The sequence below is a fragment of the Streptomyces sp. col6 genome, assembly GCF_008042035.1.
Classification (GTDB): domain Bacteria; phylum Actinomycetota; class Actinomycetes; order Streptomycetales; family Streptomycetaceae; genus Streptomyces.
This window is the reverse complement of sequence record NZ_RDBL01000029.1, coordinates 551,169-566,145: the sequence shown is the minus strand read 5'-3', so window position 1 is coordinate 566,145 and position 14,977 is coordinate 551,169. Positions and strand designations below refer to the sequence as shown.

The following is a 14,977-nucleotide window of genomic DNA, read 5'->3' as shown; positions in this document are numbered from 1 at the left end:
CCCCAACCTCGTCCTCGCCCCGCCCGCCGTCGCCGCCGTCGCCACCGCCGTGTTCGTCCATATGCGGCGCCAGGCCGTGCAACAGGGCCGGCTCATCGACGACCTGCTCCGCACCCGCCGCGAACTCGCCGCCACCGAACGCCGCGAAGGCACCCTCGCCGAACGCCAGCGGCTGTCCATGGAGATCCACGACACCCTCGCCCAGGGCCTGTCGAGCCAGCAGATGCTCCTCCAGGCCGCCGACCGCACCTGGGACACCGACCCGGCCGCCGCCCGACGCCACCACCGTCAAGGCCGACACCGCGAACCGCAACCTCCAGCAGACCACGCACCTGACCCTCGACGCCGCGACGAAGGCCGCGAAGGCGGCCCTGGACGCGGCGAAGAAGGAGAACCAGCGCGTCGCCGTCTCGGTCGTCGACCGCAACGGCAACACGATCCTGACCCTGCGCGGCGACGGCTCGGGCCCGCAGGCGTACGAGTCGGCCGAGAAGAAGGCGTACACCGCCGTGTCCTGGAACGCCCCGACCTCCGAGCTGGCCAAGCGGCTCGCCCAGGCCCCGAACCTGAAGGACATCCCTGGCACGCTGTTCCTCGCGGGCGGTGCCCCGGTGCAGGTCAAGGGCGCCCCGGTGGCGGGCATCGGTGTCGCGGGCGCGCCCAGCGGCGACCTCGACGAGAAGTTCGCGCAGGCCGGCGTCGCCGCCCTCGCCAAGTAGTACGTACGCGACGACCCCCGGGAGACGGACATGAACGCCCTCGATCACCAGCTGCTCGACGCCGCGCGCACCGGCGACACCGACGCCGTGCGGACCGCGATCGAGGGCGGAGCCCGGGTGGACGCCCGGGACGAGGAGCTGCGCACCCCGCTGCTCCTGGCCGTCCACGGCGGCCACGTCGAGGCCGCCCGGCTGCTCGTCGCGGCGGGCGCGGACCCGGACGCGCAGGACCGGCGCGAGGAGAGCCCCTGGCTGGCCACCGGCGTCACGGGCAGCGTGGAGATGCTGCACGTCCTGCTGCCGGCCGGGCCGGACCTGAAGCTGCGCAACCGGTTCGGCGGGATCGCGCTGATCCCGGCGAGCGAGCGCGGGCACGTGGCGTACGTACGGGAGCTGCTGCGGGCCACCGACATCGACGTGGACCACGTCAACCGGCTGGGCTGGACCGCTCTGCTGGAGGCCGTGATCCTCGGTGACGGCGGCCGGGCGCACCAGGAGATCGTGGAGCTGCTGCTCACGGCGGGCGCGACGCCCGGACTTCCGGACGGCGACGGCGTGACGGCGCTGGAGCACGCGGAGCGGCGCGGGTTCGCCGGGATCGCGGGGCTGCTGCGGGCGGCGACGGGCGCGGGAGGCACGCGGTGAGCCCCCGCCGTGCCTGGGGCCCGGTTCGCGGAGCCGGCCCCCGCCGTGCCGGGAACCGGAGCCGCCCGGCCGTCCTCCTGGCCGTCGTCGCCGCTGCGGCCGTGCTCGCCGGTTGCGCCGCCACCGACGCGCCCGCGTCGTCGGCCACCTCGCCCGCCGCGGAGGCGCCCGCACCCTCGGCCACCGCCGCGCCCGCGCCCGGGACCACCCCCGACGGCACGCTGCTCGTCGCCGACTTCGGGGGCGACACCGTCAGCTTCGTCGATCCGGAGCGCGGCACCTTCGACCGGGTGAAGGTCGGCACCGCCCCCTACGGGGTGGCCGTCGGCGCGGACGGGCGGGCATGGGTGGCCACCGCCGAGGGCGTCGCGGTCGTGGACACGGACCAGCGGACGCGGCTGGCCCGTATCCCGTACGAGACGCGGACCGGGCCGGTGACCACGGGCGAGTACCGGGGCGGCGGGATGGGTATCGCGCTGTCCCCCGACGGCCGGCAGGCGTACGTCGGCGTCAACGTGCCCGACGGCGACGGGGTGCTGGAGGTCATCGACACCGGCACCCGGAAGGTCACCGGCACGGCCCCGGTCGGCCGCCGGCCCTTCGACGTGGACGTGTCGCGGGACGGCAAGGAGGCGTACGCCACCGGGCACGACTCGTTCGACGTGACGTCCGTCCGCACGGACACGCTGCGCACCCGGCGCATGGAGGTCGCCCCGTTCGGCACGGAGGGCGGGCTCGGGTCCTGGCTGAAGCCGCACTACGCGGTGGTCAGGCCGTCCGACGGGAAGCTGCTGCTGCCGTTCGAGGGCGAGCGGCTCGCGGTGCTCGACCCGCGCACCGGGAAGGTGGCCGTCGAGCGGATGACGGCCGACACGCACCAGCACGGGGCGGCGATGGCGCCCGACGGCACCCTGCTCGTCGTGGGCACCGGCCCGATCGCCTCCGACGACGAGCAGCCGTCGCTGACGATCCGGAAGCCGGACGGCACCGAGCGGGTCGTGGAACTGGACGGTCCGCACGAGGACGTGGCCGTGTCCCGGGACGGGCGCACGGCGTACGTCACCGGCGGGTTCACCCGGGACGGGTACTGGAACGGGATCACGGTCGTCGCCCTCGACGGGAGGACGCCCCCGGTCCGCCTGGCGGCGGGCGAACGGCCGCTGGGCATCGCGGTGCTCTGAGACCGCCGCACCTACCCGGATCGCGACATTCCGCACATAGGATCATCGGTGTGGATCATCGAACTCCGGTACGCCCAAGGGCCCCCAGGGCGGCCCGCGCCGCCCTCCCGCTGCTCGCCCTCGTCCTCCTCGCGCCCGCCTGCACGGGCGGGGTGGAGGGCAAGCCGGGGGCGGCCGGTGTGCGCGACCCGTACTTCCCGAAGCTGGGCAACGGCGGGTACGACGTCACGCACTACGCCCTCACGCTCGATGTGGACCCGGACGAGCAGACGCTGCGCGGGACCGCCGAGATCACCGCGCGGGCCACGCAGGACCTCAGCTCGTTCAATCTGGACCTGGCCGGGCTGACCGTGGACTCGGCGACGGTGGAGGGGCGTCCGGCCGCCGTGAACCGGGCGGGCAACGAGCTGACGCTCCGTTCGGACGCGAAGGCCGAGGACCGGCTGCGCAAGGGCGAGACGTTCCGTACGGTCGTCCACTACTCCGGTTCGCCGAAGACCATCACGGACCCGGACGAGTCCGAGGAGGGCTGGCTGCCGACCGACGACGGGGCGCTGGCTCTCGGTGAGCCGACGGGCTCGATGGCCTGGTTCCCGGGCAACAACCACCCGAGCGACAAGGCCACGTACGACCTGACGGTCACCGTCCCGAAGGGGCTGACGGCGGTCTCCAACGGCGTGATGGCGGGTCCGCCGGTCACGGAGAAGGGCCGTACGACCTTCCGCTGGCACACCGCCGAGCCGATGGCGAGCTATCTCGCGACCCTGGCCATCGGGAAGTTCGAGACGAAGACGTCGACGATGGCCGGCGGCATCACGGTGTTCACGGCGGTGGACCCGGAGGTGGCGAAGGCGAGCGCGCGGACCGTCGGCCGGGTGCCGGAGGTCGTGGCGTGGGAGGCGGAGCACTTCGGTCCGTATCCGTTCTCCGCGACGGGCGCGATCGTGGAACGCGACGACGACTCCGGATACGCGCTGGAGACGCAGAACCGGCCGGTCTTCCCCGGCCCGCCGGACCTCGGGACGTTCGTCCACGAGATGGCGCACCAGTGGTTCGGCGACTCGGTCACGCCGGAGAGCTGGCGCGACATGTGGCTGAACGAGGGCCTGGCGACGTACGCGGAGTGGCTGTGGGAGGAGGAGAAGAACGACACCCCGGCCGAGGAGTCGTTCGAGGACGCCTACGAGGACAAGGACAACTGGGCGTTCCCGCCCGCCCTGCCGCCGTCCGCCGCGGAGATCTCGGACCCGCCGGTGTACGGGCGCGGGGCGATGGTCATCCACAAGATCCGCGAGGCGGTGGACGACGACGAGGAGTTCTTCGCGCTGCTGCGGGGGTGGACGAAGAAGTACCGGCACCGCAACGCGTCGACGGCCGACTTCACGGCGTACGTGGAGGAGGAGACCGGCCAGGATCTGTCGGACCTGTGGAAGGCGTGGCTGTACGGCAGGAGCCGGCCCGCCGCGGACGGCTGACCGGCTCCTGGTGCTCTGCTCGCTCCTCGCGGAGGGGTTACTTCACGTTGACGCCGCTCCAGGCCGCGTCGACGGCCTTGAGCTCGGCGCTGTCGGCGCCGTAGAGGTCGGTCGCCGCCTTCTCGGTGGCGGTGCGGGCGTCCGCGTAGTCGGTGGTGGAGGTCATGTACTCGGAGAGGGCCTTGTACCAGATCTGGACGGCCTTGTCCCGGCCGATGCCGGTGACGGTGGAGCCGTCGGAGGTCGGGGAGTCGTAGTCCACGCCGTTGATGGTCTTCGCGCCGCTGCCCTCGGACAGCAGGTAGAAGAAGTGGTTGGCGACGCCCGAGGAGTAGTGGACGTCGAGGTCGCCGACGCTGCTGTCCCAGTAGTCGGCCGAGCCGCCGTCCTTGCTGGGCTTGTCCATGTAGCGCAGCGGGCTGCCGTCGCCGTTGATGTCGATCTTCTCGCCGATGAGGTAGTCGCCGACGTCGGTGGAGTTGTCGGCGAAGAACTCGACGGAGGTGCCGAGGATGTCGCTGGTGGCCTCGTTGAGGCCGCCGGACTCACCGGCGTACTCGAGGTTGGCGGTGGAGGCGGTGAGGCCGTGGCTCATCTCGTGGCCGGCGACGTCGAGGGCGGTGAGGGCGCTCTTGTTGTCGGCGCCGTCGCCGTACGTCATGCAGAAGCAGCTGTCGTCCCAGAACGCGTTGACGTACGCGTCGCCGTAGTGGACGCGGGAGTACGCGGCCTTGCCGTCGCCGGCGATGCCGTCGCGGCCGAAGGCGGACTTGTAGAAGTCCCAGGTCTTCGCGGCGCCGTAGTGGGCGTCGACGGCGGCGGTCTGGCGGTCGTTGCCGGTGCCGTCGCCCCAGGTGTCGTCGTCGTCGGTGACGAGGTCGCCGGTGCCGCTCTCGCCCTGGTTGAGGTCGTACGTCTTGTGGCCGCCGCGGTCGCCGTCGGTCAGTTCGAAGCCGGAGCCGGACGCGGTGGTGCTGAGGTCGACCTTGCCGCTGTACTGGCTGTTGCCGACGCCGGCGGTCTCGATCTCCTCGTAGCTGCGCAGGACCTTGCCGGTGGTGGCGTCGGTGATGACGCGCTTGCGGCTGGGGGTGCCGTCCTTCTGGACGCCGGTCTTCACGGACTCCAGGGCGAGGACGGGGGTGGAGCCGCCGGCCCAGATCACCTTGCGGGCGCTCGCCGCGGTCTTGATCTTCGGCGTGGTGGACGGCACGGATATCCGGGCCGTGGTCGCCTTGGTGACGCTCTTGAGCTTGCCGTTGGCGGCGGTGTGGGTGACGAGGTCGCCGCCCAGGACGGGCAGGCCGTCGTAGGTGCGCTCGTAGCGGGTGTGGACGGTGCCGTTCGCGTCCTTGATCACGTCACGCGCGATCAGCTTCTCCTTGGCGCCGAGCTTCAGCGCGGTGGCGGTCGAGGAGGTGTCGGCCTGGGCGGACTTGATGGCGGCGGTACGGGCGGAGGCACTGCTGAACGCCGGAGTGGCGGAGACGGAGGGGGAGTCGCCGGGGGTGTTCGGGTGGGCGTTCGCCGCACCGGTCTGCACTCCGACGACGACCATCGCGGCCACGGCGGCCAGGGCTGCGGCGCGACGGGTGTTCATGTGGGGGGTCATACGGACTCCGTTGCTCGTTCCGTGGGGGGTTACGAGCCGGGAGCCTGCCACCGAATGACCGTCATTGACGATGTACGAACAAATACCTCACATTTCTTTGACCAGTTCTTGTCCGACTGAAGCGCTGTCATGTTCGTTATCCGGCGGACCTCGACCGGTCCGGACCGGGTGTGCGGACATGCGGGAGCCCCCGGCCGCAGGACGTTCGGCCGGGGGCTCCTCGGAAGGGCTTGCTGGGCGTCAGAGGCTGACGCCGAAGTCCTGGGCGATGCCGCGCAGGCCGGAGGCGTAACCCTGGCCCACGGCGCGGAACTTCCACTCGGCGCCGTTGCGGTACAGCTCGCCGAAGACCATGGCGGTCTCGGTGGCGGCGTCCTCGCTCAGGTCGTAGCGCGCGATCTCGCTGCCGCCGGCCTGGTTGAGGATGCGGATGTAGGCGTTCCGCACCTGGCCGAAGTTCTGGCTGCGGGTCTCGGCGTCGTAGATGGAGACCGGGAAGACGATCTTGTCGACGTCCGCCGGCAGGCCCGCCAGGTTGACGTTGATCTGCTCGTCGTCGCCCTCGCCCTCACCCGTGACGTTGTCACCGGTGTGCACGATGGTCTGGTCCGGCGTCGACTTGTTGTTGAAGAAGACGAAGTGGGCGTCGGAGTAGACCTTGCCGCCGGCGTTGACCGCGATCGCCGAGGCGTCCAGGTCGAAGTCGGTGCCGGTGGTGGTACGGACGTCCCAGCCGAGGCCGACCGTGACGGCGGTGAGGCCGGGGGCCTCCTTGGTGAGGGAGACGTTGCCGCCCTTGGACAGGCTTACTGCCATGGGAAGTCCCTTTCATCTGTCGGGTGCGGGCTTCGCGGTCACGAAGCTACCGTCACAGGTCATAACGCCGACAGGGGACCGAGAGGTTCCGCGCGCCTTTACTTTCTTTGCCGAAGAGGCGGCGGGGCGCCGCAAAAAGAGGTGACGAACAGCTGGTGGGGCGGGGAACATGGGTGTCATGTCCGGGCCCTATGTCATCCGCGGTTCGGTCTCCCTGCCGGAGGCCGAGCTGATGTGGCGTTTCTCGCGGTCCTCGGGGCCCGGCGGGCAGCACGTCAACACCAGCGACTCCCAGGTGGAACTGCGCTTCGACCTCGCGGCCACCGAGGCCCTGCCCGAGGTGTGGAAGGAACGCGCCCTGGACCGGCTGGCGGGCCGGCTGACCGACGGCGTGATCGCGGTCCGGTCCTCCGAGCACCGCTCCCAGTGGCGCAACCGCGAGACGGCCGCCGTACGCCTCGCGGCCCTGCTGGCGGAGGCGTCCGCGCCGCCGCCCCGGCCGCGCGTGAAGCGGAAGGTCCCCCGCGGGATCAACGAGCGCCGGCTGCGGGAGAAGAAGGCGCGCGGCGACACCAAGCGGGGCCGCTCGGGGCGCGACTGGTAGAGCGGGCCCCGCGCACTCAGCCCAGGTGCCGGTACTTCCCCCGGAAGTACGTCAGCGGGCCGCCCTCCCCGCTCGGGACATGGGCGCTCAGCACCCGGCCGATCACCAGCGTGTGGTCACCCGCCACCACCCTCTGCTCCGTACGGCACTCCAGCGTCGCCAGCGCGCCGCCCGCCAGCGGGGCGCCGCTCACCTCACCGCGTACATAGGGGATGTCCTCGAAGAGCAGCCGGTCGCTGATCCGGCCCTTCATCGCGAACCGCCCGGCGATGTGCCGTTGGCTCTCCGCCAGGACGGACACCGCCCACAGGGGCTGCTCCGCCAGCAGGTCGTCCATCCGGGAGTCGTTGCGCAGGCTCACCATGACCAGCGGCGGGTCCAGGGACACGGACATGAAGGCGGTCGCGGTCATGCCGACGTCCTCGCCCCGTCCGTCCTCGTCGAGCGGCGGCTCCTGGGCGGTGACCAGCACCACGCCGGCCGCCAGCCGGGACAGGGCGGCACGGAACTCTTCGTTGCTCACCCCCTCAGCATGGGGGACGGGCTCGGAACGCGGTGTGGGGGGCTTCGTCTGCAACACACCGGGAACGCTAGCCGCGCGCGCCGTGCCCCCGCATCGGGCCAGGGGACCAGCCGGGTCCTAGGACCGCGGGCCGCCGGCCCGCTCCCCTCACTCCCTGCTCGTTTGTGACTTGAGTCACAGAGTGCAATATTTGCTGACCCTGTGTACCGGGTGCACAGCTCGCTGTGATTCAGTGGCCGTGACACTGCAGTAAGTACGTCACGTACGTCGATATGAATTCTGGAGTGCTGTCGAGGTCTCGGGGAGTGCGAGCAATGGAGGCCGAGTCGGAGCCCTACGTCCGCCTCGCGACGATGCGGCAGCTGCACCAGGCGGTCGCCGATCTCAACACGGCACGGAGTCTGGCCGACACCCTGCAGACCGTGGCCGACGGGATCGTCGCCAATCTCGGCTACGAGCTTGCCTGCGTCAATCTCGTCCGCCCCGACGGCGACCTCGTCGTTGCCGCCCTGGCCGGTAGCCACGCCGCCGAGGCCCTGATCACCGGCCGGGTCGGCTCCCGCGCCTCCTGGGAACGCCGGCTCGCCATGGGTGAGGCCTGGGACGGGCTCCGCTTCATACCGCACACCGAGGGCTGGATCCTCCTCGACGACGACGTCCCGCAGTGGCACACCGAGGGCCCCGAGCCCCGGTTCGAGGACGAGTGGCACCCCGAGGACCGGCTCTACGCCCCGATGTACGCCTCCGGCGGCGGCTCGGACCTCCTGGGCGTCATATCCGTCGACCGGCCGCGCAACGGACGCCGTCCGGGCGCCTGGGGCCGTGAGGCCCTTCAGATGTACGCCTCCCAGTCCGCCATCGCGATCAGCAACGCCCGGCTCCGGGCCAACATGCAGCGGGCCCTGGTCCGGCTGGAGCGGGAGCAGCAGGCGCTCAGGGCCAGCGAGGAATCCTTCCGCCAGGCCTTCGAGTACGCCCCCAGCGGCATGGCCATCGCCGAGCTGGGCGGCGACCAGCAGGGGCGGCTGCTGCGGACCAACGACGCGCTGTGCCGGCTGCTCGGCCGCCCCGCGTCGGTGCTGCGCCGCTACTCCTTCGCCGACCTGGTCCACCCCGAGGACATCGGCACCCTGCTCCGTACCTCCGCCGAGGGCGGCCGGGCCGAGCTGCGCCTGGGCCGCCGGGACGGCACGTATCTCTGGGTGTCGCTGCGCAACTCCGTCGTCGCGGACACCGCGGACGGGCCGCGCTTCCTGCTGACGCACGTCGAGGACATCGAGGAGCGCAAGCGGCACGAGCTGAACCTGGCCCACCGCGCCTCGCACGACGCGCTGACCGGGCTCCCCAACAGCGCGGAGCTGCGCTCCCGGCTCGGCTCCCGGCTGTGCGCCCGGCCGGACGCGGCGGCGACCACCGATGTGCAGGCCCTGGACGCGGCGTACGGGGACGTGGAGGCCCGGGGGTATGTGCCCGCCGGTCCCGGCGCGCACCCGTTCGACCACCATGTGCACGCCGTGGCACCGGACACATCGCGCGACGACGGCGCGAAGGGGCTCGCGGTCCTCTTCTGCGACCTGGACGGCTTCAAGTCGATCAACGACCGCTTCGGGCACCACACGGGTGACGCGGTTCTCATCGAGGTGGCGCGCCGCCTGACCACGTGTGTGCGGGACGGGGACACGGTCGCCCGGCTCGGGGGTGACGAATTCGTCGTCCTCGCGGACGGGCTGGGCGCGGCGGACGCGGCTGACCTGGCGGTTCGGCTGCGGAACGCCATCATTCCGCCGATCAGGGTGGACGGGCGCGCGGTGCGGGTCGGGGCGAGTTTCGGCATCGGCTGGGCGGCCTGCGGGATGACCGCCGAAGAGGTGCTGCGCTCCGCCGACCAGCGGATGTACATCGAGAAGCGGTCCCGGTCGAAGGTTCACCGCAGAGCCGGCTGACGTTCTCCCGAGCGGTCCCGGCGGGATTCCCGGGAACCTCTGTGTCAATTCTTGACATCCTCCATTCGAGGTAGGCTCGGCCGGTCGGCGACGGCCGGCGCTACTGGGCGACGGCTGGCGACATGGTGAGGAGTGACCCAGGGATGGCCGGGAACAACGGCGCGAGCACACCCGAGGACGACGATCCGTTCGGCTACCTCTACGAGGACGGGCAGGCGGCCGGTGCGCAGCCTCCGGGGCAGGGCGGCTACGGCTACCCGGGGCCCGCCGCCCAGCCGGGTGTGCCCCGGACCTCGTACAACCAGGTGCGGACCGTCGGCCAGCGCCAATACGGGCAGCAGGTGCCCCAGCAGCAGGCGTACGGGTACCCGCCGCAGGCGCCCCAGGGTCAGTACGGCCAGCCCAGCCCGCAGTACGCCGCCCCGGAGACGTATCCCGGCGGCGCGGCCACCACGCAGGTGCCGCAGCAGGGCGGGCGCGGTGGCTCCGGCGGTTCCGGCCGGGGCGGTCCGAACACCAAGGGCCTGCTGATCGCCGCCGTCGCGGTGGTCGCGGTGGTGCTCATCGGCATCGGCGCTGCACTGCTGACGGACGACGGCGACAAGGACAAGAAGGCCGAGCCGACCACCTCGGAGGGTCCGGGCTCGAAGGTCGAGGAGTCCCCGACCCCGGAGCAGTCCCCGTCCTCCTCCGCCCCGGCGGAGCTGCCGAAGCAGGACGCGGCCTCGCTCCAGCTGGGCGGGACGGCGCAGCTGGACAACTCCGTGAAGGGCGCCAAGAGCGCGAACGGGCAGTACATCAACCTCAACGAGGTGGGCCGTTCGGCGACCTGGTCGGTGGAGGTGCCGGAGGACGGCGAGTACACGCTGTTCGTGACGTACGGCGTGCCGGGCAAGGACGCCAAGACGTCGCTGACGGTCAACTCCGAGGACCCGCGCGCCATCAACATGAAGAACTACGCGAACGCCCCCGAGGGCGATCTGGAGAAGGGCTGGACGACGACGTACGCCTACGTCAACCTCGTCAAGGGCGCGAACACGCTGAAGATCTCGTGCAACGAGGGCGATCAGTGCGACGCCAACCTGGACCAGCTGTCGCTGAAGGCCGGTCACCAGACCCGCTGACCGGCGCCTGACGCATTGCGGCCCCCTCGCCTCCGGGCGAGGGGGCCGGTGCGTTTCCCGGGTGCCGCTCAGCCCATCAGGGCGAGGAAGCCGGCCACCGTGGCGGCCATGGCCTCGCGGCCGGGGGCGATGTACTTGCGGGGGTCGACGCCCGTGGTGTGCTCGGCGAGGTGGGCGCGGACGGCTCCGGTGAACGCGGTGTTCAGGGCGGTGCCGACGTTGATCTTGACCATGCCGGAGGCGGCGACGGCCTGGCGGATCTCCTCGTCCGGGACGCCGCTGGAGCCGTGCAGGACGAGCGGGACGGGGACGGCGTCGCGCAGCCGGCCGATCAGCGCGTGGTCGAGGGCGGCGGTGCGCTCGGTCATGGCGTGCGAGGAGCCGACGGCGACGGCGAGGGCGTCCACGCCGGTGGCGGCGACGTACGCGGCGGCCTCGTCCGGGTCGGTGCGGACACCGGGGGCGTGGGCGTCGAGCGGGGCCTCGCCCTCCTTGCCGCCGACCTTGCCGAGTTCGGCCTCGATCCAGATGCCGCGCTCGTGGCCCCAGGCGACGGCCTCGGCGGTGGCACGGACGTTGTCCTCGTACGTGAGCTTGGAGGCGTCGAACATCACGGAGCCGAAGCCCTCGTCGTGGGCCCGGTGGAGCAGGTCCACGGACTCGACGTGGTCGAGGTGCAGGGCGAGCGGGGCGCTCGACGTACGGGCGACGGCGGCGGCCGCGGCGGCGATGGCGGTGAGCCGGCCGCCGTGGAACTTCACGGCGTTCTCGGAGATCTGGAGGATGGCGGGGGCGCCGGCGCGTTCGGCGCCGGTGGCGATGGCCTCCGCGTGTTCCAGCGTGATGACGTTGAAGGCGGCGATCCCGTGTCCCTGTGCCTGGGCGGCGGAGACGAGTTCACCGGTGCTGACGAGCGGCATTGCTGACCTCTGTTGTTTCCCCGGGTCCGGCGGGCGGGCCCGGTGCGGGGCGGGGGCGGCGTGCGGGCCGCTCCCTTGCGGGTGCGGCCCTCAGACCGCTCCTGGTCTTTGTTCCTCGATGGCGACGCGCGGCAGCAGCTCCTCGTACGCCGTGCGGTCGAAGTCGCCCGCGGTGGGGGCCAGCACGGTCGCCGTCGACAGTGCCACCGCCCGGCGCAGCCGGTCCGGCCAGCTCAGGGACTCCACGAGCCCGGAGAGCAGCCCGGCCACCGCGGAGTCGCCCGCTCCGGTCGGGTTGCCCTTGACGGGGGCGGGCGGTGCGGCCCGCCAGACGCCGTCCGGGGTGACGGCGAGCATGCCGTCGGGGCCGAGCGAGGCGATGACGCCGTGGGCGCCGCGGCGGCGGGCGTCGCGGGTGGCGCGCAGGGGGTCGCGGGAGCCGGTGAGCTGGGCGAGCTCGTCGGAGTTCGGCTTGATCAGGTCGGGGCGGGCGGCGATGCCCCGGCGCAGCGGTTCGCCGCTGGTGTCCAGGAGGACGGGGACGCCGGCGGCGCGGGCGAGCCGGACGAGTTCGCCGTAGGCGCCGACGTGGATGCCGGGCGGGAGGCTGCCGCACAGGGCGACGGCGTCGGCGGTCTCCAGCAGGCCGGCGTACGCGTCGAGGAAGGCGGCCCACTCGTCGGCGGTGACGTGCGGTCCGGCCTCGTTGAACTGGGTGGTGTCGCCGGTGGCCGCGTCGACGACCGCGAGGGTGCGGCGGGTGTCGCCGGATACGGGGACGAGCGCGTCGGTGAGGGCGCCCTTCTGCCCGGGGAGCGCGGCGAGCAGGTCGCGCAGGACGGCTCCGGTGGCGCCGCCGGCGAAGCCGGTGACGACGGTGTCGTGGCCGAGGGCGGTGAGGACACGGGCGACGTTGAGGCCCTTGCCGCCGGGGCGCTCCGAGAGGTCGGTGACCCGGTGGCTGGAGTGCGGCACGAGGGCGGGGACGCCGTAGGTCAGGTCGAGTGCCGTGTTCAGCGTGACCGTGAGGATCACCGCGGCCGCCCCTTCGCTTTCGATCCGTGCCGAGCGCTGATTCCTTGCCGGAACGCGCTTTCCGTGCTGGTTTCCCAGGCGATCATGCCAAAGAGGGGGCGGTCGGCCCAGACCTCGGGACCAACCGCCGTCTCTTCGTTACGTAGCCCGTTCAGCCGGCTGCGGCCTCGGGGCGGACGATCCACTCGCCCTTGCGCATGACGCCCTTGAGCCGGAAGTCCTCGTCGAGAACGACCAGGTCGGCGTCCTTGCCGGGTTCCAGCGAGCCGACCTTGTCGTCCACGCCGAGGAGGCGGGCCGGGTTCGCGGAGATGGACCGGACCACGTCCTCGACGGGGATCCGGTCGACGGTCACGGAGCGGTGGAAAGCGGTGTCCAGGGTGAGCGTGGAACCGGCGATGGAGTTGCCCTCGACGAGCCGGGCGACGCCGTTCTCGACGTTCACGGCGAGCGGGCCGAGCTGGTAGCGGCCGTCGCCGAAGCCCGCCGCGTCCATGGCGTCCGTGATCAGGGCGACCCGGTCGGCGCCGGCGTGGTGGTAGGCCAGTTCGAGCGCGGCCGGGTGCAGGTGCGTGCCGTCGTTGATCAGCTCGACGGTGATCCGCTCGTCCTCCAGGAGGGCGGCGATCGGGCCGGGCGCGCGGTGTCCGAGGGTTGGCATCGCGTTGTAGAGGTGCGTGGCGACGGTGGCGCCGGCGTCGATCGCCTCGACGGTCTGCTCGTACGTGGCGTCGGTGTGGCCGATGGCCGCGATCACGCCGTGCTCGGCGAGCAGCCGTACGGAGTCGATGCCGCCGGGCAGTTCGGTGGCGAGGGTGAACATCTTCGCGGTGCCGCGCGCGGCGTCCATCAGCTTGCGGACCTCGGCCGGGTCCGGGTCGCGCAGCAGGGCCTCGCTGTGGGCGCCCTTGCGGCACGGGGAGATGAAGGGGCCCTCGAAGTGGATACCGGCGAGGTCGCCCTGCTCGACGAGTTCGGAGAGGATGCCGGCGCGCTCGGCCAGGAAGTCCATCTCGCCGGTGACCGTGGAGGCGACCAGGGTGGTGGTGCCGTGCTCGCGGTGGGTGCGGACGCCGGTGAGGACCTCGTCGACCGTGCCCGAGGTGAAGGAGGCGCCGCCGCCGCCGTGGTTGTGCATGTCCACGAAGCCGGGGACGATCCAGTGGCCGGAGAGGTCCACGACCGGGGCGCCCTCGGCCCCGCCGCCGGAGATGCGGGTGCCCTCGACGATCACCCGGCCGTCCTCGACGGTGCCGGTGGGCAGTACCACCCGGGCCCCTGCGAGAACGGTGCTGTCTGCGCGTCCGGCCATCAGGCGGATACCTCCGTGGAGAGTAGATCCCAGGCGAGCAGCCCTGCGCCCAGGCATCCGGCGGTGTCCCCGAGGGCCGCCGGGACGATGTGGGGCAGTTTCTGGAACGTGACGCGTTCCTCGACGGCCGCACGGAGTGGTGTGAACAAGGTTTCCCCGGCCTCGGCGAGCCCGCCACCGATGATGAGCGTGCGCGGGTCCAGCAGGGTGAGCGCGGTGACGAGCCCGGCGGCGAGCGCGTCGACGGCGTCCTGCCACACGGCGAGGGCCTTCGGGTCGCCCGACTCGACGGCCTTGGCGCAGTCGGCGGCGTCCGCCTTCGGGTCGCCGGACGCGGCCGCCCAGGCGCGGCTGACGGCGGAGGCGGAGGCCAGGGTCTCCAGGCAGCCGCGCTGGCCGCAGCCGCAGTCCGGGCCGTCCGGCCGGATCACGATGTGCCCGATCTCGCCGGCGTAGCCGTGGGCGCCCTCCTCGATGGCCCCGGCGATGCCGATGGCTCCGGCGATCCCGGTGCCGAGCGGGATGAAGAGGAAGCGGTCGGCGCCGTTGCCCGCGCCGATCCGGCCCTCGGCGAGGCCGCCGGTCCTGACGTCGTGGCCGAGCGCCACGGGCACGCCGCCGAGCCGTTCGCCGAGCAGCTGCCGCATGGGTACGTCGCGCCAGCCCAGGTTCGCCGCGTAGACGGCGATCCCCTTCTCCGCGTCGACGATGCCGGGCACCGCGACTCCGGCCGCGAGGGCACTCTCGCCGAAGTGCTCCTCGCCGTACGCGCGCAGGTCGGCGGCGAAGGCGAGGATCGACTCCACGACGGCTTCGGGGCCGCGCTCTCTGCCGGTCGCGCGCCGTGCCTCGTAGAGCAGGGCGCCATCGGCCCCGACCAGTGCGGCCTTCATCCCGGTGCCGCCCACATCGAGGGCGATGACGTGTTTCACGGGAAACAGTTTCGCCCGAGGGACCCCAAAAGGTCTAGTCCACTATCGCTGTTTGTTGCGCATCCATACAAAATCCCCGGTACCGGTTACGGGGAACGGTCCCGGATTGTCGAGAACCGTCCCCCGGCGGGCCCTG

Annotated in this window: 13 protein-coding genes and 2 pseudogenes; 8 read left to right on the top strand and 7 right to left on the bottom strand. The window is 72.2% G+C overall.

Going from position 1 to position 14,977, the window contains the following annotated elements; genetic code table 11:
* From EAO73_RS31895 to EAO73_RS31875, 5 genes and pseudogenes are all read left to right on the top strand, one after another.
* A pseudogene (locus EAO73_RS31895) lies at window positions 1-289 on the top strand (histidine kinase); the annotation flags it as partial.
* Window positions 279-719: pseudogene (locus EAO73_RS31890) on the top strand (GlcG/HbpS family heme-binding protein); the annotation flags it as partial. The pseudogenes EAO73_RS31895 and EAO73_RS31890, both read left to right, overlap by 11 nt.
* A gap of 30 nt (window positions 720-749) precedes the next feature.
* Window positions 750-1,364 carry an ankyrin repeat domain-containing protein gene (locus EAO73_RS31885; protein WP_147974977.1) on the top strand — a complete coding sequence of 205 codons (615 nt, stop codon included), beginning with the start codon at window positions 750-752 and terminating at the stop codon, window positions 1,362-1,364.
* Window positions 1,361-2,545, top strand: a complete 1,185-nt coding sequence (locus EAO73_RS31880; RefSeq protein WP_147974976.1) for a YncE family protein — start codon at window positions 1,361-1,363, stop codon at window positions 2,543-2,545. Before EAO73_RS31885 ends, EAO73_RS31880 begins: the two co-directional genes overlap by 4 nt.
* 50 nt (window positions 2,546-2,595) lie before the next feature.
* Entirely contained in the window at window positions 2,596-4,020 is a 1,425-nt protein-coding gene (locus tag EAO73_RS31875) for a M1 family metallopeptidase (protein ID WP_147974975.1), read from the top strand.
* A 37-nt stretch (window positions 4,021-4,057) separates the two neighbouring features.
* Here the strand turns inward: EAO73_RS31875 and EAO73_RS31870 are convergent, their stop codons facing one another.
* A complete protein-coding gene (locus EAO73_RS31870) occupies window positions 4,058-5,632 on the bottom strand; it encodes a M4 family metallopeptidase (protein ID WP_147974974.1) in 1,575 nt (524 codons plus the stop codon).
* Between the two features lie 240 nt (window positions 5,633-5,872).
* A complete protein-coding gene (locus EAO73_RS31865; protein ID WP_147974973.1) occupies window positions 5,873-6,448 on the bottom strand; it encodes a TerD family protein in 576 nt (191 codons plus the stop codon).
* A gap of 169 nt (window positions 6,449-6,617) precedes the next feature.
* Between EAO73_RS31865 and arfB the strand changes: the two genes are divergently transcribed.
* A complete protein-coding gene (arfB, locus tag EAO73_RS31860; protein ID WP_147974972.1) occupies window positions 6,618-7,052 on the top strand; it encodes an alternative ribosome rescue aminoacyl-tRNA hydrolase ArfB in 435 nt (144 codons plus the stop codon).
* A gap of 16 nt (window positions 7,053-7,068) precedes the next feature.
* On the opposite strand, the gene EAO73_RS31855 is transcribed toward arfB, so the two are convergent.
* Window positions 7,069-7,575 (bottom strand): flavin reductase family protein, encoded by a 507-nt coding sequence (locus EAO73_RS31855; protein ID WP_147974971.1) that lies wholly within the window; start codon window positions 7,573-7,575, stop codon window positions 7,069-7,071.
* Window positions 7,576-7,889: 314 nt separating this feature from the next.
* On the opposite strand from EAO73_RS31855, the gene cdgB reads away from it, so the two are divergent.
* Both cdgB and EAO73_RS31845 read left to right on the top strand, forming a co-directional pair.
* On the top strand, window positions 7,890-9,518 hold the full coding sequence (gene cdgB, locus EAO73_RS31850; RefSeq protein WP_147974970.1) for a diguanylate cyclase CdgB: 1,629 nt from the start codon (window positions 7,890-7,892) through the stop codon (window positions 9,516-9,518).
* 143 nt (window positions 9,519-9,661) lie between these two features.
* The gene (locus EAO73_RS31845) at window positions 9,662-10,642 is read left to right on the top strand and encodes a carbohydrate-binding protein (protein WP_147974969.1); all 981 of its coding nucleotides are present in this window, start codon (window positions 9,662-9,664) and stop codon (window positions 10,640-10,642) included.
* 68 nt (window positions 10,643-10,710) lie between these two features.
* Here EAO73_RS31845 and EAO73_RS31840 read toward each other — a convergent pair whose 3' ends face one another.
* The 4 genes from EAO73_RS31840 to EAO73_RS31825 form a co-directional block, all read right to left on the bottom strand.
* A complete protein-coding gene (locus EAO73_RS31840) occupies window positions 10,711-11,562 on the bottom strand; it encodes a class II fructose-bisphosphate aldolase (RefSeq protein ID WP_147974968.1) in 852 nt (283 codons plus the stop codon).
* A 90-nt stretch (window positions 11,563-11,652) separates the two neighbouring features.
* The gene (locus tag EAO73_RS31835; RefSeq protein ID WP_147974967.1) at window positions 11,653-12,597 is read right to left on the bottom strand and encodes a 1-phosphofructokinase family hexose kinase; all 945 of its coding nucleotides are present in this window, start codon (window positions 12,595-12,597) and stop codon (window positions 11,653-11,655) included.
* A 151-nt stretch (window positions 12,598-12,748) separates the two neighbouring features.
* On the bottom strand, window positions 12,749-13,909 hold the full coding sequence (gene nagA / locus EAO73_RS31830) for an N-acetylglucosamine-6-phosphate deacetylase (protein ID WP_147974966.1): 1,161 nt from the start codon (window positions 13,907-13,909) through the stop codon (window positions 12,749-12,751).
* The gene (locus EAO73_RS31825; RefSeq protein WP_147974965.1) at window positions 13,909-14,841 is read right to left on the bottom strand and encodes an ROK family protein; all 933 of its coding nucleotides are present in this window, start codon (window positions 14,839-14,841) and stop codon (window positions 13,909-13,911) included. The genes nagA and EAO73_RS31825 overlap by 1 nt, the downstream gene beginning before the upstream one ends.
* Between the last annotated feature and the right edge of the window lie 136 nt (window positions 14,842-14,977).

What these genes read in the sequence shown, in the direction of transcription:
- arfB (WP_147974972.1), top strand. Translation starts at nt 6,618, where the DNA reads ATGGGTGTCATGTCCGGGCCCTATGTCATCCGCGGTTCGGTCTCCCTG.
- nagA (WP_147974966.1), bottom strand. Translation starts at nt 13,909, where the DNA reads ATGGCCGGACGCGCAGACAGCACCGTTCTCGCAGGGGCCCGGGTGGTA.
- cdgB (WP_147974970.1), top strand. Translation starts at nt 7,890, where the DNA reads ATGGAGGCCGAGTCGGAGCCCTACGTCCGCCTCGCGACGATGCGGCAG.
- EAO73_RS31840 (WP_147974968.1), bottom strand. Translation starts at nt 11,562, where the DNA reads ATGCCGCTCGTCAGCACCGGTGAACTCGTCTCCGCCGCCCAGGCACAG.
- EAO73_RS31885 (WP_147974977.1), top strand. Translation starts at nt 750, where the DNA reads ATGAACGCCCTCGATCACCAGCTGCTCGACGCCGCGCGCACCGGCGAC.
- EAO73_RS31870 (WP_147974974.1), bottom strand. Translation starts at nt 5,632, where the DNA reads ATGACCCCCCACATGAACACCCGTCGCGCCGCAGCCCTGGCCGCCGTG.
- EAO73_RS31845 (WP_147974969.1), top strand. Translation starts at nt 9,662, where the DNA reads ATGGCCGGGAACAACGGCGCGAGCACACCCGAGGACGACGATCCGTTC.
- EAO73_RS31865 (WP_147974973.1), bottom strand. Translation starts at nt 6,448, where the DNA reads ATGGCAGTAAGCCTGTCCAAGGGCGGCAACGTCTCCCTCACCAAGGAG.